Raw genomic sequence first — 20574 nt, 5'->3', positions numbered from 1 at the left:
GTGTACGGCGCGAAGCCGGCCGTTCGCGTTCCCCGCCGTGCGGTATCCGCCGGCCGAACGCCGTCGACGCATGTCATGGCGCCTCTTCATGGCGAAGTTCCGTCGGGTGCGGTGGTTCTCCACCTTCTTTGTCTCCTGGTGAAGCGGTGGGCTCGGACCGGCTGTCGGCGGACGGCGGTAGGGTGCGTGCCGTGAGCACAGCGCCTGATACCGCGACTCCCGAGACAACGAGCGTCGAGCCGACCGCCGCCGAAACCACCGGCGGCGTCGGGACCGGGGCGCCCGGCACCGTTGGGCGGCGTATCGCCGAGGAATTAGGGGTGCGCGAGAGCCAGGTGCGCGCCGCCGTGGAACTCCTGGACGGCGGTTCGACCGTGCCGTTCATCGCCCGTTACCGCAAAGAGGTCACCGGCGGTCTCGACGACGCCCAGCTACGCACCCTCGAGGAGCGGCTGCACTATCTGCGCGAACTCGACGAACGCCGGGCCACCATCATCGAATCCATTCGCGGCCAGGGCAAACTCGACGACGAACTGCACCGGCAACTGATGCTGGCCGAGACCAAGGCCCGCCTGGAGGACATCTACCTGCCGTTCAAACCCAAACGGCGCACCAAGGCGCAGATCGCCCGGGAGGCCGGCCACGAGCCCGTCGCCGACGCCCTGCTCGGCGATCCCACCACCGATCCGGCCGGCTACACCGCCGAACAGCTCGACGGTGCCCGCGCCATTCTGGTGGAACGCTTCGCCGAGGACGCCGACCTGGTGGGCGAACTGCGCGAACTCATGTGGAACCGCGGCCGTCTCACCTCCGCCGTCCGTCCGGGCAAGGAAGAGGCGGGCGCGAAGTTCGCCGACTACTTCGATTTCGCCGAGCCCTTCACCACGCTGCCTTCGCACCGCATCCTGGCGCTGCTGCGCGGGGAGAAGGAAGAGGTGCTCACCCTGCAGCTGAATCCCGACCCCGAGGACTCCGAACCCACCCCCGGCGAACCCGGTGTCTACGAGGGGCGGATCGCGCGGCGATTCGATATCGCCGACCGCGGCCGCGCCGCCGACCGTTGGCTGCTCGACACGGTGCGCTGGGCCTGGCGCACCAAACTGCAGATAAGCCTCGGAATCGACACCCGCATGCGGCTGCGGCAGGCCGCCGAACGCGATGCCGTGGACGTTTTCGCCACCAATCTGCGCGACCTGCTGCTGGCCGCCCCCGCCGGCACCCGCGCCACCATGGGCCTGGACCCGGGATATCGGACCGGTGTGAAGGTGGCCGTGGTGGACGCCACCGGCAAGGTGGTCGCCACCGAGGTCATCTACCCGCACAAACCCCAGAACCAGACCGAGAAATCGTTGGCCGTACTCGGTGCCCTGGTCACCCGGTTCGACGTCGAACTCATCGCCATCGGCAACGGCACCGCGTCCCGGGAAACCGATGCCCTGGCCGCCGAACTGATCACACGGATCCCCGACCGCAAACCCACCAAGATCGTGGTGTCGGAAGCGGGCGCGTCGGTGTACTCGGCCTCGGCCTACGCCTCCCAGGAACTCCCCGAACTCGACGTCTCGCTGCGCGGTGCCGTCTCCATCGCCCGCCGACTGCAGGATCCGCTGGCCGAGCTGGTGAAGATCGAACCGAAATCCATCGGCGTGGGCCAATACCAGCACGATGTCTCCGAAACCCTGCTGGCCCGCTCGCTGGGCGCGGTGGTCGAGGACGCGGTGAACGCGGTCGGGGTCGACGTGAACACCGCCTCGGTGCCACTGCTGTCCCGGGTCTCGGGCATCACCGGTTCGGTCGCCGAGAGCATCGTGGCCCACCGCGACCGCAACGGCCCGTTCCACAGTCGCACGGCACTGCTGGACGTGCCCCGGCTGGGGCCCAAGGCCTTCGAACAGTGCGCCGGCTTCCTGCGGATCCGCGGCGGCGAGGACCCCCTCGACACCTCCGCGGTACACCCCGAGGCGTATCCGGTGGTGCGCCGCATCCTCGATGCCACCGAGCGCGATATCACCGAGATCATCGGCAACACCGCCGTGCTGCGGACGCTGAAGCCCACCGACTTCACCGACGAGAAGTTCGGCGTGCCCACCGTCACCGACATCATCGGCGAACTGGAGAAACCGGGCCGCGACCCGCGTCCGGAGTTCAAGACCGCCGAGTTCGCCGAAGGCGTGGAGACGGTCGCCGACCTATTGCCCGGGATGGTGCTCGAGGGCGTGGTCACCAATGTGGCCGCCTTCGGGGCGTTCGTCGATATCGGCGTACACCAGGACGGGCTGGTGCACGTCTCGGCCATGTCGCGGAATTTCGTGAAGGACCCGCGCGAGATCGTCAAATCCGGTGATGTGGTCAAGGTCAAGGTGCTCGAGGTCGATACCGCCCGGCAGCGCATCGGGCTGACGTTGCGGCTGGACGATGAACCCGGCGCGGCGAAACCCGAGCGGGGCCGTGGCCGCAACGACCGCGGTCCCGGCCCCGGCGACCGGGACGGCGGAGCGCGCAAGTCCGGGCAGGGACGGTCCGGACAGGGCGGTCAGGCGCGCGGCACCCAGGGGCGCAACCAGGGACAGGGCGCCAAAGGGCAGGGCCGCGGTCAACGGCGTGACCCCGCCCCGGTCAACGGCGCCATGGCCGACGCGCTGCGACGGGCGGGCTTCGGGCAGTAGCCGAGACGGCGGGAGCGGGAGCGGGTATGCGACGGTGGCTCGAAGACGATGTCCTCGCCGCGGGCCGGCTCCCGCTGCTGTGCTTCCTGTTCGGCTTCATCGTCGGATTCCTGTTCATCCGAGTCAGCGTCCGGTTGATCCGCGCCCGGGTGCGCTGGTGGCCAGGCAATCTGCGCTCCGGCGGCGTGCACATCCACCACATGGTGTTCGGCGTGATCCTGGTGTTGCTGTCCGGCATCGGGATGATCAGCACCTACTCCCACGCGAGCACCGCGAGTGCGTCGGCGCTGGCCGCGACGTTCGGGGTCGGCGCCGCGCTGGTGCTCGACGAGTTCGCGCTGATCTTCTACCTGCGGGACGTGTACTGGGAGGAGCAGGGCCGCACCTCCGTGGACGCGGTGTTCGTCGCGCTCGCCGTCACCGGGCTGCTCCTACTGGGCTTCCACCCGCTGTGGCTGCTGGACATCAACGACTTCCGCGACCACCCCGACCCCGCGGTGCAGGCGTTCGTGATCCTCTTCGCTGCGGTCAACCTGGCCTTGGCCGGCGTCGTGATCGCCAAGGGCAAGATCTGGACCGGGCTGTTCGGGATGTTCTTCCTCCCGCTGCTGGTGGTGGGCGCACTACGGTTGAGCAGGCCGGGCGCCCCATGGGCGCGGTGGCGTTACGGCGACCGGCGCCGGCTGATGTATCGCTCCATCGTCCGGGAACGCCGCTACCGGCGTCCGGTCATTCGCGCCAAGATCTTCGTACAGGATCTGATCGCCGGAAAACCCGATGTCGACCACGTCCGGCGGGCTGCCGAGGCGGAATTGCAGCGCACCGTGGTCGCCGCCCCGCCCGCCCCGCACCGCTCCCATCCGTGGGCTCGTGACCACGAGTCCGAGCCGCGGTCCGTGGTGGACGAACACCCCTGAACACCGGACCGATTTTCGGCCCGGTGCGCCGGTCTGGCACAATGCACGGGTTGCCCCGGGCGTGTTGTCGGACCCGGCGCATCCCCTATTCGGAGCATGAACCGGTCGAGCAATACGCCGCCAGGTTCCTCTGTTCGCGCGAACTCCAGAAGGATGATCATGAACACCCTTGACTTCGTCGATGAGAAATCGCTGCGCAGCGACGTCCCCGACTTCCGTCCCGGCGACACCCTCAATGTGCATGTGAAGGTTATCGAGGGCTCGAAGGAACGTATCCAGGTCTTCAAGGGCGTCGTTATCCGGCGCCAGGGCGGCGGTATCCGCGAGACCTTCACCGTGCGCAAGGTGTCATTCGGTGTCGGTGTGGAGCGCACCTTCCCGGTGCACAGCCCCAATATCGACCACATCGAGGTCGTGACCCGCGGTGATGTGCGGCGGGCCAAGCTGTACTACCTGCGCGAGCTGCGCGGTAAGGCCGCCAAGATCAAAGAGAAGCGCTGAGAGGCTGTGTTTGATTGCGCCGCCTTCGGCGGCGCGGGGTTGCGGCCCTGACGGGTCTCGCGTTTCGGCCCCCGAGACTCGTGCCTTCGGCACATGCGCTTCGGGGGCCGAAACGCGAGACGGGCCGCAACCCTTTGTGGTTCCGTAGCTCCGGCGCTTTGTTCCCGGAGCGAATGCGCTGTCGCGAATTCGCCCCGGTCGGGCCGGCCCAGGGGCGGGCTGTGTTGGATGGCGACGCCTGGTAGCGGCGCTGTCGGGGCCCTGGTGACCCTAGGTCTCCCCTCTCTCCCCGAATCCGCTGACGCGAATTCGAGAGCCGGTCGGTCCGGACCCGTGGCGGGTCCCGACCACCAACGTGAGGCATCCGAGAAGGTATCTGCCGGGTCAGGTGGCTCGGGTTCTTTACTCTGCGCGCGGCTGTTGCGCGATGTCGCTACGGATCGGGCCGCGCCAAGGGCGGCTGCGGCTGCCGTGGTGAGGTGTCCGAAGAGTGGCGGTTGGGCCTGGTGACTCGGGCTCTCTCTCCGCGTGCCGCCGCTGCGGTCGGAGCCGGACCGGGGGTGGGCCCCGACTGCCATAAGGCGTCCGAGAGGGTGGCCGGTCGGTCCTGTCGGCTCGGGTTCTTTACCCTGCGCGCCGCTGTTGCGCGACGTCGTTATTGGTCGGGTCGGATCCGAGTGGGCCGACTGCCGTGGTGAGGTGTCGAGAGGATGGCCGATCGGGCCTGTCGGCTCGGGTTCTCTTTCGGCGCGCCGCCGCTGCGTGACGTTGCTGTGGTCGGGCCGGACCGGGGTGGGGCCCGACTATTGTGCTGAGGGCCCGAGAGGGTGGAGGCCGGTCGGTCCTGTCGACTCGGTCGCTGTCCCGGTGTGCTGCCGTTGTGCGACGTCGCTCCGGTGGGGCGGGCCGGCGTGATGAGACATTCGAGGGGCTGTGGGCCGGGGCCTGTCATCTCGGCCTCCCTTCCTGCGTCGTTGCTCCGAACCCGGGCGGGCCCGACTGTGCCGGATTGTCCCGCCTTTGACGACGGGTCGGGACCCGATGGTTCCGAGCCGGTTCGATATCGCGGTCGGCCGGACCGGTGGGCCGGAGCGATGTGGCGTCGTGTTCTTCGACCGGCCGGGTACCGCGTGCCCTGCGCGGTACCCGGCTACTCTGTTCGGCGTGGCAGACGAGAGTAGGTCGGTATCGGTGTCCGGGTCTGACGACGGACAGTCGCGGGGGCGCCGCGCACGACGGCAGCCCAAACAGAAAAAGCAACGTCCGTTCTGGCAGGAACTGCCGATCCTGCTGGTGATCGCCGCGCTGATCGCGGCCGTGATGGTGACCTTCGTCGGCAGGCCCTATGTCATTCCGTCCCAGTCGATGGAACCGACCCTGCACGGTTGCGAGGGTTGTACCGGCGATCGCATCTACGTGCAGAAGCTGAGCTACTACTGGAGCGATCCGAAGCCGGGGGACGTCGTCGTATTCGTCGGTCCGCCGTCCTGGAACACCAACTACCGTTCCATCCGCTCGGACAATCCTGCCGTCCGCGGCGTGCAGAATTTCTTCTCGTTCTTCGGCCTCGTGCCACCCGATGAGAACGATCTGGTCAAACGGGTCATCGCGGTCGGCGGACAAACCGTCGAATGCTGTGACGACCAGGGCCGCATCCTCGTCGACGGCGATCCGCTGGACGAGCCGTATGTCGCGGACGACTTCCCGTGGACGCCGGGCGCCCGAAACGCCGCCTACCCGGTGGGCCGGGTCTTCGGACCGGTCACGGTCCCGCAGGGCCATCTGTGGGTTATGGGCGACAACCGGAACGAGTCCCGGGATTCCCGGGCGCATGTCGGCGACGAACTACAGGGGACGGTCCCGATCGAGAACGTCCGCGGCAAGGCCGTATTCAAGATCTGGCCTCCGGGGCGTATCGGTCCGGTCCACGCGGAGGACCCGCAGGTAGGGAAGTGAGCCACTGCCGCGGTATTCGGCGGCGGGTGGGACCGGCGGCCGGCCACGCGGCACGCGGCATATGGGCCGCCGGCACGTGAGCAGCGGTCCTGTCCACCGCGTGCCCGTGTTTTCCGGGCCTTCGCGCCGCACCACCCGTGAAGACGGGAGGGTGGTCACGCCCGCGGATGGGCTCGATCGTGAACCTTCTTGAGGCGGTCGATGGAAACATGGGTGTACAGCTGGGTGGTGGCCATACTGGCGTGACCGAGCAACTCCTGGACCACGCGTAGATCGGCCCCGCCCTCCAGCAGATGGGTGGCGGCGGTATGCCGGAGGCCGTGCGGTCCCATATCCGGGGCGCCGGGGACAGCGGCGACGACATCGTGGACCACGGTTCGTGCCTGCCGCGGGTCCAATCGTCTGCCACGCCGGCCGAGCAGGAGCGCGCGGCCCGACTCGGGGGTGGCGAACAGTGGCCTGCCGTAGCGCAGCCAACCCTCCACAGCCTCGTCGGCCGGGATGCCGAAGGGCGCCGAACGCTCCCTGTTGCCCTTGCCGAGGACCCTGACCAATCGGCGCTCCCGATCGATATCGTCGATATCGAGGCCGCAGAGTTCGCTCACCCGAATACCCGTGGCATACAGCAATTCGACGATCAGCCTGTCTCGCAGGGCCATCGGGTCTCGCTGTGCCGCACCGGATTCGACCGCTGCCATGGCCTGGGCAGCCTGGTGGCGGCCGAGAACCACGGGCAGTACCCGATGCGCCGTGGGCGTTCCGAGACGCGGCCCGGGGTCGACGGCCAGCCGGCCGGTGCGGGCCAACCAGGCGGTGAACGTGCGTGCCGAGGAGGCGCGCCGCGCCAGTGTGGTACGGGCCGCACCCCGCTCGGCGTATTCCGCCAGCCAGGAGCGCAACACCCCCGTGTCGAGTTCCCACACGGAGGCATCGGAGGCGGGGCGGACCAGATGCGCCAGCAGTGACCGGGCATCGCCGAGATAGGCGCGCACCGTATGCGCCGATCGATTGCGCCCGAGCCTCAGGTGCCGCCCGTACTCGCTCAGCAGCGCTTCCAGATCCTCGGGCAATTCCTCCATCACCCCACCGTTACCCGGTCGGTCCGTTCTGGCAAGTATTCGGGGTGAGTGTCCCTGCGGGACCGCGCCCTCACCTTTTCGGTTCCGAATATTATCTTCGGCCCAGCGGTAGTTTGTTGGGACAGGGCGGGAGGTAGAGGTGCATGCCGCGGCCTGCACCGACGGCGTCGGTCAGATGCTGGAGCTCGGTCGGCGGGGTGCATTCGACTCCATGCGCCCCAACAGGTACACCCGGCAAGGATCGAAGCCAACGAACTACCGCTAATCAGCTGTTCTTGTTTCTCCAGGGCGAGCCGCGCGGTAACGTTCGGGTGGTGTCGAAGGTCAAGGTTCTGCTCTGGCTGGGACATGTCTCATTGCCGGCGCTCGGGTTGTGGTTGCTGGTCACCCGTCCCGAACTCGACACGGACCACGAGCACCACGGGATGCATTTCTGGTTGGTGCTCGCCACCGCCGCCATCGCGATGACATTGGGCGTTATGTTGTTTCGGGCCGCTCGGATGCGTCGCGACGCCAGGTTGATCCTGGTATCGCTGGTGTTCCAATTCAGCGCGGGTTTCCTCGGATTGCATGCATTGGCGACACCCGGCGTGATTCTGCTGACACCGAATGCCGGCTTTGTCTATTCGGTACCCGTCGGGCTGGGGCTCGGCGGCGCCGCCGCCCTCGCATCGTCGGTGGAATTCGGGCATTCCGCGGCCGCCCGGTTGCATCGATTTGCATGGATATTATCCGCACTCCCAACGCTGCTGCTCGTAGCATGGGCAGTGGCATCGATGGTACAGCTGCCGCCACTGCATCACGCGCCCGATCCGGCGGAGGCCAAAGGGCCGCTGGTCGGCGTGGCCTTCGTCGGATCGATGTGCTATATTGCCGCGGCATTTCGCTATGCGCAGCAGTATGTGCGCCGACGGGGCGTGGTGCTGCTCAGTGTGCTCACTGCCTTCGTGCTACTGGCCGAGGCGCTTTTTGCTGTGGGTTTCGGTCGCAGTTGGCATACCTCATGGTGGGAATGGCATGTGCTGATGCTGGCAGCCTTCATGCTCATCTCCAGTAGCGCGCACCTGCAATTCCGGCGGGAGGGTTCGGCTCTCGGACTGTTCGACAGCGTCACGCTGCACCAGACCATGGCAGTGATGGAGCGCGACTACACGCACGCCCTGAACGAGATGGTCGACGCGCTGCGTGCGCGCGCTGAAGGCGGCGTGGCCTCGACCGAGCCGCTAGGGGCGGTCGGGGCCCGGTTGTCCAAGCGATTCGGGCTCACCGAGCGTCAGGTCGCGGTGTTGCAGCAGAGCGCCTACGCTCTGGGCGGCGAGCGCGAGCAGGTCCGTCGGCTGGGCCTGCTCGCGGCGATCGGTGAGCGGTCGAACGTGATTCGCCGCGAACAGGATCTGCTCGATGAGGTGCTGCGCCTCGTGTCGGAGGCGTTCGACCGGGACCGGTTTCGGCTGGGCCTGATCCGAGACCGCGAATTGACCTTTCCCGACGGTGAACCTGCTGATCCGCAGTCGGTGGCATTGCCACTGGTCGTCAAGGGCAATCCTGCTGGAATGCTCGAGGCGCGACGTGAGAGCGGCCGCTTCAGTGATACCGAGTTCGCGATGTTGCGATCGTTCGCCGACCGGACTTCGGTCATGTTGGAGAATGCCCGCCTGTACCAGCAGATCGACGGGCTGTTCCGGTCCTACATGTCGCCCACGGTAGCCACCGCATTGATCGCCGACCCGTCCCAGGCCGGACTCGGCGGCCAGATTGCCGAGGTCAGCGTGCTCATGGCCGATTTATCGGGGTTCACGCCGTTCTCCGAGTCCTCGCCCCCGGAAACGGTTGTGCACATGCTCAACACATATTACGGCATGATCGTGCCGACGATTCTGGACTGTGGCGGGACAGTCGTTCAGTTCGTCGGCGACGCGGTTATGGCCCTGTTCAACGCGCCGACCCACCAGCCGGATCATGCGCTGCGAGCGGCGAGCGCGGGGCTCGCGCTACAGCGGGCGGTCACCGAAACGGCGATTCGGCATCCCGGCTGGCCGCGTTTCCGGGTTGGAATCAATACCGGTCCGGCGCTGGTCGGCAATATCGGTGCGCCGCAGATGCGCAACTACACCGCGATCGGTGATACGACGAATCTCGCCGCCCGGCTGGAGAGTTTGGCAGAGCCTGGGACCGTGGTCATCGGCTCGCTGACCTACGCGCATCTCGGCTCGCGCGCGCAAGTGCGCAGCCGTGGCACAGTGATTGTCCGAGGCAGGAGCGAACCGGTGACCTGTTACGTATTGGACGGACTACGGTGACCACCGATTTCGAGATACTGCGTGGATTGGGCGAATCGGAGCGGCGCGAAATTATCGCCTCATGCACGCCGCGCCGGTTCAAACGCCGGGAAATTCTCTGTCACGAAGGCGATCCCGGTGACTGTCTGCATTTGATCAAGTCCGGCCGGCTCATCGTCCGGGTCGCCACCCCGTTCGGGAACATCGCGACGCTGACCATACTCGGCCCCGGTCATTCGTTCGGTGAACTGGCAGTGGTCGACAGCAACTCTCGCCGTACCGCGACCGTCGAAGCGGTCGAGAATGTCGAGACGTTGACGTTCAGTCGAGCACAGATGACGGTACTGCGTCAGAGTTACCCGGATATCGATCAGGTCATCATCAGCACGTTGGCCGCTCAGGTGCGGCGGCTCTCCGCTCAGGTGCTGGAGGCGTTGTATCTGCCGGTCGAAACCAGGGTCGTGCGACGTCTGGTCGATCTTGCCCGCGTCTACGGGGGATCGAGTTCCATTGCGGAGATCCGCCTCAATCAGGACGATTTGGCGTCCATGGCAGGGACCACGCGGGCCACGGCGAACAAGGTACTGCGTGACCTGCAACAACGCAATATCCTGGCTCTGACCCGTGGCCGCATCACCGTGGTCGACCGGGCGGCGCTGGTTCGCTCCGCCCGCTGAACGCCTACTTCGCGAGTGCCTTCCCGCCGGTGGGCGCGACCGCGAACCAGGTGCCGCCGACGCCCTGGCCCAGCAGATCCCCCGGCTGCTTGTCCTTCGAGAAGTAGTACACCGGCCAGCCGCCGATGGTGATCTGGCACGAACCGTCCGCGCGTTCGATGAATCCGGTCAGTGTCGGGTCGATACCCTCGACATAGAGCCCTTGCCCCCGACTGACCAGCAGTGGCGGCCACGTGACGGCACAGTCGCCGTTGCAGTTCGACCGCGACGGTCTGGCGGTGTCTTTATCGAATCGGTAGAGCGAGTGACCATTACCGTCGGTCACGCGCATCCCGACCGCCGAGTCGGGGATCACCGTGAGCTCGACTGCCTTGGTACCCCGCGGTGCCTTCCCTTGGTAGATCTTCAGCCATCCCTCCGTTTTCACGGGCACCTGCGCCAAGGGTGACGGCGCAGTCAGCGCCGGTTCCGCCGTCGCCGCTGGGGACGTGGACAGGCCCACAACAGCGGCAGCAGCAATCGCGACGGCGGCCGTATTGATCATTGTTGTGAATCTCGACATAGGATCCTCCGAAGTGGCTTTCGTTGTCAGCGATCACAATTCTTCGGCTTGGAACCCCAACGTTCTGTTTGCGCACCGACATCCACTGTGTGTTCGAGCCGACACAGTGAATCTCCTGTAGGTATTCGTGTGGCGGGCCTGGGCCGGCCGGAAAGGTAGTGTCGGAACTGCTGGTCGTCAGTGTGCGGCCGTCGTAACTGAACGCTACTGAGCTCATGGGCGCGGTATGGCCGGTGAGAAACTCTCCTTACCGCACCAACCTATCTGGACGCGGCACCAGGACATCGTGTCAGTGGTATTCAATGCTCGATTCCTCTCTCCGTTTCGGTCGAGTCCAGGGCTTCGCCGGCCACCGGTTCGGCTTTCCGGATCCGTGGCGGGCCCAACCGTTCGGCGCCTTCACCCTTCGTGCGATACCAGCCCGCGGTGCCCGCAGTCGCCAGACCCGCCAGTTCGAGTGTGGGAAGCGCCGCGCGTACGGCGGCGAGCGTAAGGCCGGTCGGCTCGCAGAGTTCGTGCGGCTGCCGGCCGCCGACCACCGGTAGTGCCGCGTGGACCAGCGCCGCTGCACCGGTCGGCCGATCGCCGCTCGGCGTCTGTGTGGCGGGGAACGGCAGGTGCAGCGGTGCGGCCTCGGATACGACGTCCGCGGCGTCGGTGACCAGTAGAGCTTCACCCTCTCGGATCATCCGGTGGCAGCCGACCGAGGCCGCCGAATGGACCGGACCGGGTACGGCGAGGGCCGGACGCCCGAGTCGGCGTGCCCACTTCACCGTATTGCGGGCGCCGCTGCGCAATCCGGCCTCCACCACCAGCACCCCATCGGCAAGGGCGGCGACCAGGCGGTTTCGCGCCAGGAAATGGTGTTTGCGAGCGGTGACGCCGGGCGGGTATTCACTGATCACCAGGCCGGACGCGGCTATCTCGGCGATGAGCCGGTCGTGCTGGGCGGGATACGGACGGTCGACCCCGCAGGCGAGGACCGCGAGGGTCGTACCGCCCACCGCCAATGCGGCGCGATGCGCTACCCCGTCGATACCGAATGCCGCCCCGGACACGATGGTCCAGCCGCGGGCCGCCAGATCACCCACGATCTCGCCGGTGATCCGATCCCCGTAGCCGGTGCTGCACCGGGCGCCCACCACGGCCAGTGCCCGTTCGGTCAGCTCCGACAGCGATCCGGGCCCACGAGCCCACAGCGCCAACGGAACCGCGCCCTCGGCGTCCTGCCGCGGGTCGAGTCGGGACAGACCCAACATCCGCCAGGCCGGCCATTCGGGATCGTCCGGTGTGATCAGACGGCCACCGAGCGCCGCCATCCGCTCGAGGTCCTGTTCGGCGAGGTCGACACCGCGCCGTCGCGCGGTGGGTCCGTGCAGCGCCTCCGGCAGCGCGTGCTCCCGTACCGCGTGCGCCGCGTCGGTCACTCCGACCGAGTCGATCAGTGCCGACAGCGCCGGGCACGGCCCGAGCACTACCCGGGACAGATATGCCCAGGCGAGTCGCCGGTCCTCGGTGGCGGCCGCTCCCACAGCGGACGATTCGTATGCGGCGGGGCTCATTGCGCACCTCGCTGTCGGAAGTTCAATGCCAGCATCACATCCTGCGCGGTGGGCAGGTCACCACCGCGCAGGTCACATATCGTCCAGGCGACGCGAAGGGCGCGGTCGGCTCCGCGCGCGGACAGCCGTCCCAGCCGCAGCGCCGCCTCCACCGGCGCGATCGCGTCCCGCGGGAGCGGGAACCGGCGGCGTAGCAGGTGTCCGGGCACTTCGGCATTGGTCCGCCATCCGTATTCCCGCCAGCGCGCGGCGGCGGCGTCGCGGGCAGCGGTAACGCGCCGGCGCACCGCCTCGCTGCTCTCGGACTCCTCGATCGCAAGGCTCCCATCCGTCGTCGCGTGCATCTGTACCCAGATATCGATGCGGTCCATCAGCGGCCCGGAGAGTTTGCCCAGATAGCGGCGTCGGGCCAGCGGCGCGCAGATACAGTCCACATCGCGCGCCGGGGCGCAGGGACACGGATTGGCGGCGAGAATGAGCTGGAAACGTGCGGGATAGCGGGCGACGCCGTCGCGTCGGGCGATCCGGACCTCGCCCTCTTCCAGCGGGGTGCGCATGGCCTCCAGCACCTTTGTTCCGATTTCGGCGCATTCGTCGAGGAACAGCACTCCGCGGTGGGCACGGCTGACCGCTCCCGGGCGCGCCGACCCGGAACCGCCACCCACCATGGCGCTCACCGAGGTCGAATGGTGTGGTGCGACGAACGGCGGCAGGGTGATCAGCGGCTGTTCGCCGGAGAGGGTGCCCGCGACGGAATGAATGGCGGTGACCTCCAGTGCCTCGGTGTCCGTCAGGGGTGGCAGCAGGCCTGGAAGGCGCTGTGCCAGCATGGTTTTCCCGATTCCCGGTGGCCCGGTGAGCAGCAGGTGGTGACCGCCGGCCGCCGCGACCTCCAGCGCCCATCGGGCCTCGTGCTGGCCGGCCACCTCGCTCAGATCGCCGCCGGAGCGTGACTGTGCCTTCGGGGCGCCCTCGGGTTCGATGAGTGGGCCCTCACCACGCAGCCAGCTCAGGACCGCGGCCAGGTTCGCCGCGCCGAGTACTCGGATACCGGTGACCAGGCTCGCCTCCGGCAGGGCCGATTCCGGTACGACAACCGCTGTGCGCCCCGCGTTCCGCGCCGCCAGTACCGCGGGCAGGATCCCCCGGACCCGCCGCAGCCGGCCGTCCAGGGCGAGTTCCCCCAACAGCGCGGTGCCGTCGAGTCGAGCAGACGGCGCCGCGTCGGCCGCATTCAACACCGCGACGGCCAGCGCCAGATCGTAGACGCTGCCCATCTTCGGCAGCGTTGCCGGGCTGAGCGCCAGGATCACCCGGCCGTCCGGCCATTTCTCACCCGAGTTCGTCACGGCCGCACGGACCCGGTCGCGGGATTCCTGCAGTGAGGTGTCGGGTAGTCCGACCAGATGCACCGATGGGAGCCCCTGCCCGATATCGGCCTCGATCTCCACCAGTTGACCGTCGATTCCGCTCACCGCGATGGAGCAGGCGCGGCCGAGCGCCATCAGAACACCCCCGGCAGGTGTTCGATCACCGGTTCCCGGTTCCTGGGCAGCAGCACCGAGACCACGTCGAACCGGATGCGCCGCCACGGTCCGTCCTGCTCGGCGAGCCACAGCAGTGCCAGCCTGCGGATACGCTGCTGTTTGGTGAAGGTGACCGACTCGGCCGGTACTCCGAATCCGAGCCCGGTTCGGGTCTTCACCTCGACGAACGCGGTGACCCCCGCATCCCGCACCACCAGGTCCAGTTCGCCGTATCGGCACCGCCAGTTGCGGCAGACGATCTCCATACCGGCGGATCGCAGATACCGCGCCGCCAATTCCTCCCCTTGCGCTCCTAGCGCCATGTTGTGTGCCACCCGATCAGCGTGCGCCGGTCTCGAACGCCACCCGGGCCTCCGACCTGGGAAAACAGGAAACCTGTGGATAACCGCGCCTGTGGAGGGCGCCCCGAAAACCGTTTCACGCGCATGCGATCACGGCGGCCAACAGCGCCGCACTCGACGGACTCACCCGACAAAACAAGCCCCGGCCGGCGCGAATGCCGGCGAAGAGTGCGGAGAGGGTTCGCGGTAGCGTCCGCCGCCATCCGGGGTGGAGCCGAACTACTCCGGCAGCCGCAGGTCCGGTTTCTCCAGCTCCTCGATATTGACGTCCTTGAAGGTGATCACCCGGACGTGTTTGACGAACCGGGCCGGCCGGTACATATCCCAGACCCAGGCATCGCTCATCCGCACCTCGAAGTACACCTCACCATCCGCGTTCTGCGGGCGCAGTTCCACGGAGTTCGCGAGGTAGAAGCGACGCTCGGTCTCCACCACGTACGAGAACTGACCGACGATGTCCTTGTACTCCCGATACAGCGAGAGCTCCATCTCGGTTTCGTACTTCTCGAGGTCCTCGGCACTCATCGGGTGGAACGTCCTCCTTCTCGCCGCACTGCGTTGTACTGACCATCATTGCTCATGCTGTGTCCATTCGGCATGCGCGGGCGCCCTGCGTGGTCACGCTGCGCTACCGCCTTCGGACGCTGACCGCTCGTGCCGCGCCGGGCCGTCACCGCGACCTGCCACCGCTTATTTGACCACGAAGTGGTGTGGGTGGGCAGGTCGGACAATATCCCCGAGCCGGGTGTTCAGGCCCCGCCGTCGGTCTCCGAGTCCGCGTACACCAGCGCCATCGGCGCATCGTCGCCGCGCCGCGGTATCGACAGTTCGCGCACGTTCCGCCAGGACCGGCGGTGCTCGACACTCGGGCCCAGACGCCGCAGGGCCTCGGTGTGTTCGGGGGTGTTGTAGCCCTTGTGCGCGGCGAATCCGTAGCCGGGCAGGTAACGGTCCAACTCGACCATTATTCGATCGCGAGTGACCTTGGCCAGGATACTGGCCGCGGCGATACAGGCGGCGGTGGCGTCCCCGCCGATCACCGGCAGCGACGGAGCCTGCAGACCCGGCACCCGGAAACCATCGGTGAGGACGTATCCAGGTGTATGGCCGAGACCGGCCACTGCCCGGCGCATGCCCTGGATATTGGCGACATGGATACCGATCGCATCGATCTCGCGGGCGGGGATCACGACAACCTGCCAGGCCAGGGCCAGGCGGGTGATCACCGGGTAGAGCTCTTCCCGGGCCGCTTCGGTGAGCTTCTTGGAATCGTCGAGACCGGCAAGCGCGTCGTGCGCCCGCGGGCCGAGCACGCACGCCGCCACCACCAGCGGTCCGGCGCAGGGGCCGCGTCCGGCCTCGTCCACCCCGGCGACCGGGCCGAGTCCGCTGCGGATCAGGGCCGCCTCGAGGGTGCGCAGCCCGGAGGCCCTGCGCATCACCACCCGCGGGGGCCAGCTTCGCGCCGTCCCGGTGTGCCGGTCCGTACGGCCGCCGCGTGACGTCCGTACGCCTCGATATCGATCGGTATACCCCACGCTGCGATTATTGCGTGGCCCGGCCGACCGTGCCGCGGGTACGGTGCCCACCATGTCCACCGGAACGACCGATGCCCTGTCGTTGCGCGAGCGTCTGCGCGCCGCGCTGTCCACGGCGATGAAGGCCCGTGACCGCCGCACCGTCGGTGTGCTGCGGGCGACGCTGGCCGCCATCGATAACGCCGAATCGGTCGATATCGGGGAACACCGGGCCGGGGCGGTGGAGGCGAGTGCGGTGGGCCCCGGTGCCGCCGAAGTCGCCCGCAGAGAGCTCACCGAAGCCGATATCGCCGATATCGTGCGCGCCGAGATCACCGAGCGCACCGAATCGGCCGACACCTACGATCGGGCCGGTCGTCCGGACCGGGCTGCCGAACTGCGCATCGAGGCCGACACCCTCGCCGCGTTTCTCTGACCGCGGGGTGGATCACCGCCGGTGACCCGTTCGGCCCGCACCGGTTTCAGTCGCACCGTGGCGAGCCGGAGCAGGCCCAGCGGGTCCAGATATTCCGGCCTGCCCCGGCGTGCTCCGTCCCGGCGTAGTCCCCAGTGCAGACAGGCCGCGGCGGTGCATCCGTCGTGCCCGGAGCGCAGCACGCCGATCCGGGTACCGCGTGCCACCCGCCGCCCGACCGGAATCTCGGCCTCCACCGGTTCGTAGGTGGTCCGCAGACCTCCCGCATGATCGATCGATACGACCGGTTTGCCCGCGACCGTCCCGGCGTATACGACGATCCCGGCCCCCGCGGCGAGGACGGGTTGGCCGGGTGTGCCGGCCAGGTCGACGCCGCGATGGCCCGGTAACCAGTCGTGTTCGGGTTTGTCGAACCGTTTCTCCACCGTGGGGCGCGGTCGGAGGGGCCAGTCGAATCGCCCGTTCGGCTCCGCCGCGCCGGGTTGGCCGGCCGCCGCGGTCAGGACGAATACCGTCAGGACGACTACCGCGACCCGAGGCGCGGCCCGATGCTCACGCATGTCCGACCGCAGCCGGCGGCGGGGAGGCGATTCGAGGCAGGGACCGGATCGAGGCCTCGGCCCAGTGTCCGGGATCGAATACCCGCTCGTCGAGCGCTGCGACGGACGAGGGAAAACCGTCGGCGAATGTGACGATGAACCCGGTGGTTCTCGCGGAAGAGCAGTGGGGAGACCGACCGACGGCACCGAGCCGGGGAACAGTGCGCCACGGTGTGCCCCGGTACCCGACTCGGGAAGAAGAAAAAGGCAGGTCATACACGTCAGTCTGGGTGCGCGCGGTTCGCCCCGGGGGCCGGCGCCGGCGAGTGTGGACAACACGCTGGTTGTGGACAACCACCGTCTCCAGGGCCGGTCCGGACCCGCCGATTATCGATATGTGCTGCGCACGCCGTAAACTGGTCGGGCGGTTCGCGCACTGCGAACCGACTTCGCGCACCACCCGTGCTTGTTCATCACGACGCCGGACGGGTCGAGCTCCCTCGGGGAGCGGTTCGACCCCGGGCGTATTCCGGACAGGGAACCGTCGGCTGGTCCCGCTCCTCACGGATCGGGTCCGACGGTTCGGCGGTGCCAGGGCAGTGGACCGCCGGTCCGCTGCGACAACCGGCAACGAAAGAGAGATACGAGAGCCATGGCTGTCGTAACCATGAAGCAGCTGCTCGACAGCGGCGCGCACTTCGGACACCAGACCCGTCGCTGGAACCCGAAGATGAAGCGGTTCATCTTCACCGACCGCAACGGCATCTACATCATCGATCTGCAGCAGACGCTGACCTACATCGACAAGGCCTACGAGTTCGTCAAGGAAACCGTGGCCCACGGCGGCACCGTGCTGTTCGTCGGTACCAAGAAGCAGGCCCAGGAGTCGATCGCGGCCGAGGCCACTCGGGTCGGGATGCCTTATGTCAACCAGCGCTGGCTGGGTGGCATGCTCACCAACTTCTCCACCGTGCACAAGCGGCTGCAGCGCCTCAAGGAACTCGAGGCCATGGAGCAGACCGGTGGCTTCGAGGGGCGTACCAAGAAGGAAATCCTCATGCTCACGCGTGAGATGAACAAATTGGACCGCACCCTCGGCGGTATCCGGGATATGCAGAAGGTGCCCTCGGCCATCTGGGTCGTCGACACCAACAAGGAGCACATCGCCGTCGGTGAGGCCCGCAAGCTGAACATCCCCGTCATCGCGATCCTGGACACCAACTGTGATCCCGACCTGGTCGACTACCCGATCCCGGGTAACGACGACGCGATTCGCTCCGCCGCGCTGCTCACCAAGGTCGTCGCCTCGGCGGTGGCCGAGGGTGTGCAGGCCCGGGCGGGCCGCTCCGGCGCCGACGAGAAGCCGGAGGCCGGCGCGGCCGAGCCGCTGCCGGAGTGGGAGCAGGAGCTGCTGGCGCAGGCCGCCCCGGGCACCGAGGCTCCGTCCGACGCGCAAACCGAGACCCCGGCCGAGGCCTGAGTCGTAACCCGTTGTCGGAGCGGCGTTCACCGGTTTCCGACAGTGTGAGCGCCGTGGATCGAACGTCTCGAGGCGGTGGACGCGGCTCGACGAGTCGTGACCACCGCCGACCGGTACCCGAACTTTCTCGAAGGAGGCTCGCCACCGATGGCGAACTACACCGCCGCTGACGTGAAGCGGCTGCGGGAGCTCACCGGCTCCGGAATGATGGACTGCAAGAACGCGCTGGCCGAGACCGACGGCGATTTCGACAAGGCTGTCGAGCTGCTGCGGATCAAGGGCGCCAAGGACGTCGGCAAGCGGGCCGAGCGCACCACCGCCGAGGGTCTGGTCATCGCCGAGAACGGTGTGATGATCGAGATCAACTCCGAGACCGACTTCGTCGCCAAGAACGCCGAGTTCCAGGCGCTGGCCGAGAAGATCGTCACCGCTGCCGCCGCCGTTAAGCCGGCCGATGTCGATGCTCTCAAGGCCGTCCAGGTGGACGGTCGGACCGCCGAAGAGGAGCTGCAGGCGCTGGCGGCCAAGATCGGTGAGAAGCTGGAACTGCGCCGCGTGGTATCGCTGGACGGTCCGGTCGCCACCTACCTGCACAAGCGTGCCTCCGACCTGCCGCCCGCCGTGGGCGTGCTGGTGGAGTACACCGGTGAGGGAGACGCCGCCGCCGAGGCCGCCCGTGGCGCCGCCATGCAGGTTGCCGCGCTGAAGGCCAAGTACGTCACCCGCGACGAGGTCCCCGCCGATATCGTCGAGAACGAGCGGCGTATCGCCGAGCAGACCGCGCGCGAGGAGGGCAAGCCCGAGGCCGCCCTGCCGAAGATCACCGAAGGCCGGCTCAACGGCTTCTTCAAGGATGTGGTCCTGCTGGAACAGCCATCGGTGACCGACAGCAAGAAGACCGTCAAGGCTCTGCTGGACGAGGCCGGGGCGACCGTCACCCGCTTCGCCCGGTTCGAGGTCGGACAGGCCTGATCCGTGTACCGAGGCCCTCGCCGTGACATCGCGGCGAGGGCCTCGGTGTGTTCCGGTCCCCGGAAGCCGATCCGGGGGTCTTCTGCCGCCCGCCGAGGCGGGTAGGGCAGGATAGAGGCCGCTGATAACGGCGGCTTTGCCGAACCCATGCTCACTGCGTCCGTACAGACCATGCCGATCGCCGAAGGAGGCGCCCACCGATGACCCACCCGGGGACCGACCGACCAGGATATCGCCGGGTATTGCTCAAACTCGGTGGCGAGATGTTCGGCGGCGGGAAGGTGGGTCTGGACCCCGATGTCGTGCAGATGGTGGCCGAGCAGATCGCCGAGGTCGTCGCGACCGGGGTGCAGGTGGCCGTGGTGATCGGCGGCGGGAACTTCTTCCGTGGCGCCGAACTCGAGGAACGCGGGCTCGAGCGGGCGCGTTCGGATTACATGGGCATGCTCGGCACCGTGATGAACAGTCTCGCGCTCCAGGACTTCCTGCAGAAACAGGGAGTGGACACCCGGGTGCAGACCGCCATCACCATGGGCCAGGTGGCCGAACCGTATTTGCCGCTGCGCGCCAAACGGCATCTGGAGAAGGGTCGGGTGGTCATCTTCGGGGCCGGTATGGGCATGCCCTACTTCTCCACCGACACGACCGCCGCGCAGCGCGCCCTGGAGATCGGCGCCGAGGTGGTCCTGATGGCCAAGGCCGTCGACGGGGTGTTCAGCGCCGACCCGCGGGTGGAGCCGGACGCCACCATGTTCTCCGAGATCACCCATAAAGAGGTGATCGAGCGTGACCTGAAGGTCGCCGACGCGACGGCTTTCAGCCTGTGTATGGACAACCAGATGCCGATCCTGGTGTTCAATTTGTTGACCAAAGGCAATATCGCTCGGGCGGTCGCCGGTGAGAAGATCGGCACATTGGTTCGTTCCTGACGCCGCGGGCCCGCGGATCATGACGATGACGACGCTGTGGAGGAAACGGTCGTGATTGAAGAAGCGCTCTTCGACGCCGAGGAGAAGATGGAGAAAGCCGTCTCGGTGGCGAAGGACGATCTCGGCACCATCCGCACCGGGCGCGCGAACCCGGGCATGTTCGCCAGGGTCGTCGTCGACTACTACGGGGCACCGACCCCCATTACGCAGATGTCGAGTATCACCGTGCCGGAACCGCGGATGGTGGTGGTGAAGCCGTACGAGCAGTCGCAGCTGTCCGCGATCGAGACCGCGATTCGTAACTCCGACCTCGGTGTCAATCCCACCAACAACGGCGATATTCTCCGTATCACGGTCCCGCAACTCACCGAGGAGCGGCGCCGTGAGCTGGCCAAGCAGGCCAGACAGAAGGGCGAGGACGCCAAGGTCGCGATCCGCAACGTGCGGCGCAAGGCCATGGACGAACTATCCCGGATTCAGAAGGACGGCGAGGCCGGCGAGGACGAGGTCGGGCGCGCCGAGAAGGAACTGGACAAGACCACGGCGAAGTATGTCGGTCAGGTCGACGAGCTGGTCAAGCACAAGGAAGCCGAACTGCTCGAGGTCTGATGCCG

The 20574-nt window shown here is 67.5% G+C and carries 19 protein-coding genes; 11 read left to right on the top strand and 8 right to left on the bottom strand.

The features are described 5' to 3' along the window. Window positions 1-191: 191 nt before the first annotated feature. The 4 genes from ON20_RS17330 (at window position 192) to lepB (ending at window position 6040) form a co-directional block, all read left to right on the top strand. Window positions 192-2666 (top strand): Tex family protein, encoded by a 2475-nt coding sequence (locus ON20_RS17330; protein WP_083865000.1) that lies wholly within the window; start codon window positions 192-194, stop codon window positions 2664-2666. Between the two features lie 26 nt (window positions 2667-2692). After that, complete coding sequence (locus ON20_RS17325; protein ID WP_040836780.1) at window positions 2693-3583, top strand: hypothetical protein; 891 nt, start codon at window positions 2693-2695, stop codon at window positions 3581-3583. A gap of 159 nt (window positions 3584-3742) precedes the next feature. Then, entirely contained in the window at window positions 3743-4084 is a 342-nt protein-coding gene (gene rplS / locus ON20_RS17320) for a 50S ribosomal protein L19 (protein WP_040836836.1), read from the top strand. A 1164-nt stretch (window positions 4085-5248) separates the two neighbouring features. Continuing rightward, window positions 5249-6040, top strand: coding sequence for a signal peptidase I (gene lepB, locus ON20_RS17315; RefSeq protein WP_040836835.1), 792 nt, complete (start codon window positions 5249-5251; stop codon window positions 6038-6040). Between the two features lie 155 nt (window positions 6041-6195). On the opposite strand, the gene ON20_RS17310 is transcribed toward lepB, so the two are convergent. After that, window positions 6196-7119 (bottom strand): tyrosine recombinase XerC, encoded by a 924-nt coding sequence (locus ON20_RS17310; RefSeq protein ID WP_083864995.1) that lies wholly within the window; start codon window positions 7117-7119, stop codon window positions 6196-6198. A gap of 314 nt (window positions 7120-7433) precedes the next feature. Between ON20_RS17310 and ON20_RS33195 the strand changes: the two genes are divergently transcribed. Beyond that, complete coding sequence (locus ON20_RS33195) at window positions 7434-9419, top strand: adenylate/guanylate cyclase domain-containing protein (RefSeq protein WP_218002539.1); 1986 nt, start codon at window positions 7434-7436, stop codon at window positions 9417-9419. Further along, a complete protein-coding gene (locus ON20_RS17300; RefSeq protein ID WP_040836779.1) occupies window positions 9416-10075 on the top strand; it encodes a Crp/Fnr family transcriptional regulator in 660 nt (219 codons plus the stop codon). The genes ON20_RS33195 and ON20_RS17300 overlap by 4 nt, the downstream gene beginning before the upstream one ends. 4 nt (window positions 10076-10079) lie before the next feature. Here the strand turns inward: ON20_RS17300 and ON20_RS17295 are convergent, their stop codons facing one another. From ON20_RS17295 to ON20_RS17270, 6 genes are all read right to left on the bottom strand, one after another. Continuing rightward, window positions 10080-10619: a hypothetical protein gene (locus ON20_RS17295; RefSeq protein ID WP_245547286.1), complete on the bottom strand. Its 540-nt coding sequence runs from the start codon at window positions 10617-10619 to the stop codon at window positions 10080-10082. Between the two features lie 317 nt (window positions 10620-10936). Continuing rightward, window positions 10937-12199 (bottom strand): DNA-processing protein DprA, encoded by a 1263-nt coding sequence (dprA, locus tag ON20_RS17290; RefSeq protein ID WP_083864993.1) that lies wholly within the window; start codon window positions 12197-12199, stop codon window positions 10937-10939. Then, on the bottom strand, window positions 12196-13704 hold the full coding sequence (locus ON20_RS17285) for a YifB family Mg chelatase-like AAA ATPase (RefSeq protein ID WP_040836777.1): 1509 nt from the start codon (window positions 13702-13704) through the stop codon (window positions 12196-12198). The genes dprA and ON20_RS17285 overlap by 4 nt, the downstream gene beginning before the upstream one ends. Next, on the bottom strand, window positions 13704-14060 hold the full coding sequence (locus ON20_RS17280) for a YraN family protein (RefSeq protein ID WP_040836776.1): 357 nt from the start codon (window positions 14058-14060) through the stop codon (window positions 13704-13706). Before ON20_RS17280 ends, ON20_RS17285 begins: the two co-directional genes overlap by 1 nt. 246 nt (window positions 14061-14306) lie before the next feature. Then, window positions 14307-14612, bottom strand: coding sequence for a DUF2469 domain-containing protein (locus ON20_RS17275; RefSeq protein WP_011210678.1), 306 nt, complete (start codon window positions 14610-14612; stop codon window positions 14307-14309). A 224-nt stretch (window positions 14613-14836) separates the two neighbouring features. Further along, on the bottom strand, window positions 14837-15526 hold the full coding sequence (locus tag ON20_RS17270; RefSeq protein ID WP_051162695.1) for a ribonuclease HII: 690 nt from the start codon (window positions 15524-15526) through the stop codon (window positions 14837-14839). A 151-nt stretch (window positions 15527-15677) separates the two neighbouring features. Here ON20_RS17270 and ON20_RS17265 point away from each other — a divergent pair, with 151 nt between their 5' ends. Continuing rightward, complete coding sequence (locus ON20_RS17265) at window positions 15678-16040, top strand: GatB/YqeY domain-containing protein (protein WP_040836829.1); 363 nt, start codon at window positions 15678-15680, stop codon at window positions 16038-16040. Here the strand turns inward: ON20_RS17265 and ON20_RS17260 are convergent. Then, entirely contained in the window at window positions 15965-16600 is a 636-nt protein-coding gene (locus tag ON20_RS17260) for a M23 family metallopeptidase (RefSeq protein WP_083864991.1), read from the bottom strand. The two genes, ON20_RS17265 and ON20_RS17260, sit on opposite strands and share 76 nt — an antisense overlap. 631 nt (window positions 16601-17231) lie before the next feature. Between ON20_RS17260 and rpsB the strand changes: the two genes are divergently transcribed. The 4 genes from rpsB (at window position 17232) to frr (ending at window position 20569) form a co-directional block, all read left to right on the top strand. Further along, complete coding sequence (gene rpsB, locus ON20_RS17255; RefSeq protein WP_040836774.1) at window positions 17232-18059, top strand: 30S ribosomal protein S2; 828 nt, start codon at window positions 17232-17234, stop codon at window positions 18057-18059. Between the two features lie 147 nt (window positions 18060-18206). Further along, window positions 18207-19031, top strand: coding sequence for a translation elongation factor Ts (tsf, locus tag ON20_RS17250; protein WP_040836826.1), 825 nt, complete (start codon window positions 18207-18209; stop codon window positions 19029-19031). A 200-nt stretch (window positions 19032-19231) separates the two neighbouring features. Further along, the gene (gene pyrH / locus ON20_RS17245) at window positions 19232-19960 is read left to right on the top strand and encodes a UMP kinase (protein ID WP_040836772.1); all 729 of its coding nucleotides are present in this window, start codon (window positions 19232-19234) and stop codon (window positions 19958-19960) included. Window positions 19961-20011: 51 nt separating this feature from the next. Continuing rightward, window positions 20012-20569 carry a ribosome recycling factor gene (frr, locus tag ON20_RS17240; RefSeq protein WP_040791431.1) on the top strand — a complete coding sequence of 186 codons (558 nt, stop codon included), beginning with the start codon at window positions 20012-20014 and terminating at the stop codon, window positions 20567-20569. The last annotated feature ends 5 nt before the right edge of the window (window positions 20570-20574 follow it).

Source organism: Nocardia brevicatena NBRC 12119, from assembly GCF_000308495.1.
Classification (GTDB): domain Bacteria; phylum Actinomycetota; class Actinomycetes; order Mycobacteriales; family Mycobacteriaceae; genus Nocardia; species Nocardia brevicatena.
Note: the sequence above shows the minus strand (reverse complement) of the source record. Positions and strands in the feature narration are given on the sequence as shown.

Excerpts from the sequence above, each read along its gene's own strand:
- ON20_RS17325 (WP_040836780.1), top strand. The coding sequence starts at position 2,693 with ATGCGACGGTGGCTCGAAGACGATGTCCTCGCCGCGGGCCGGCTCCCG.
- rplS (WP_040836836.1), top strand. The coding sequence starts at position 3,743 with ATGAACACCCTTGACTTCGTCGATGAGAAATCGCTGCGCAGCGACGTC.
- ON20_RS17310 (WP_083864995.1), bottom strand. The coding sequence starts at position 7,119 with ATGGAGGAATTGCCCGAGGATCTGGAAGCGCTGCTGAGCGAGTACGGG.
- ON20_RS17295 (WP_245547286.1), bottom strand. The coding sequence starts at position 10,619 with ATGATCAATACGGCCGCCGTCGCGATTGCTGCTGCCGCTGTTGTGGGC.
- dprA (WP_083864993.1), bottom strand. The coding sequence starts at position 12,199 with ATGAGCCCCGCCGCATACGAATCGTCCGCTGTGGGAGCGGCCGCCACC.
- ON20_RS17285 (WP_040836777.1), bottom strand. The coding sequence starts at position 13,704 with ATGGCGCTCGGCCGCGCCTGCTCCATCGCGGTGAGCGGAATCGACGGT.
- ON20_RS17275 (WP_011210678.1), bottom strand. The coding sequence starts at position 14,612 with ATGAGTGCCGAGGACCTCGAGAAGTACGAAACCGAGATGGAGCTCTCG.
- ON20_RS17270 (WP_051162695.1), bottom strand. The coding sequence starts at position 15,526 with ATGCGCAGGGCCTCCGGGCTGCGCACCCTCGAGGCGGCCCTGATCCGC.
- ON20_RS17265 (WP_040836829.1), top strand. The coding sequence starts at position 15,678 with ATGTCCACCGGAACGACCGATGCCCTGTCGTTGCGCGAGCGTCTGCGC.
- ON20_RS17260 (WP_083864991.1), bottom strand. The coding sequence starts at position 16,600 with ATGCGTGAGCATCGGGCCGCGCCTCGGGTCGCGGTAGTCGTCCTGACG.
- rpsB (WP_040836774.1), top strand. The coding sequence starts at position 17,232 with ATGGCTGTCGTAACCATGAAGCAGCTGCTCGACAGCGGCGCGCACTTC.
- tsf (WP_040836826.1), top strand. The coding sequence starts at position 18,207 with ATGGCGAACTACACCGCCGCTGACGTGAAGCGGCTGCGGGAGCTCACC.
- pyrH (WP_040836772.1), top strand. The coding sequence starts at position 19,232 with ATGACCCACCCGGGGACCGACCGACCAGGATATCGCCGGGTATTGCTC.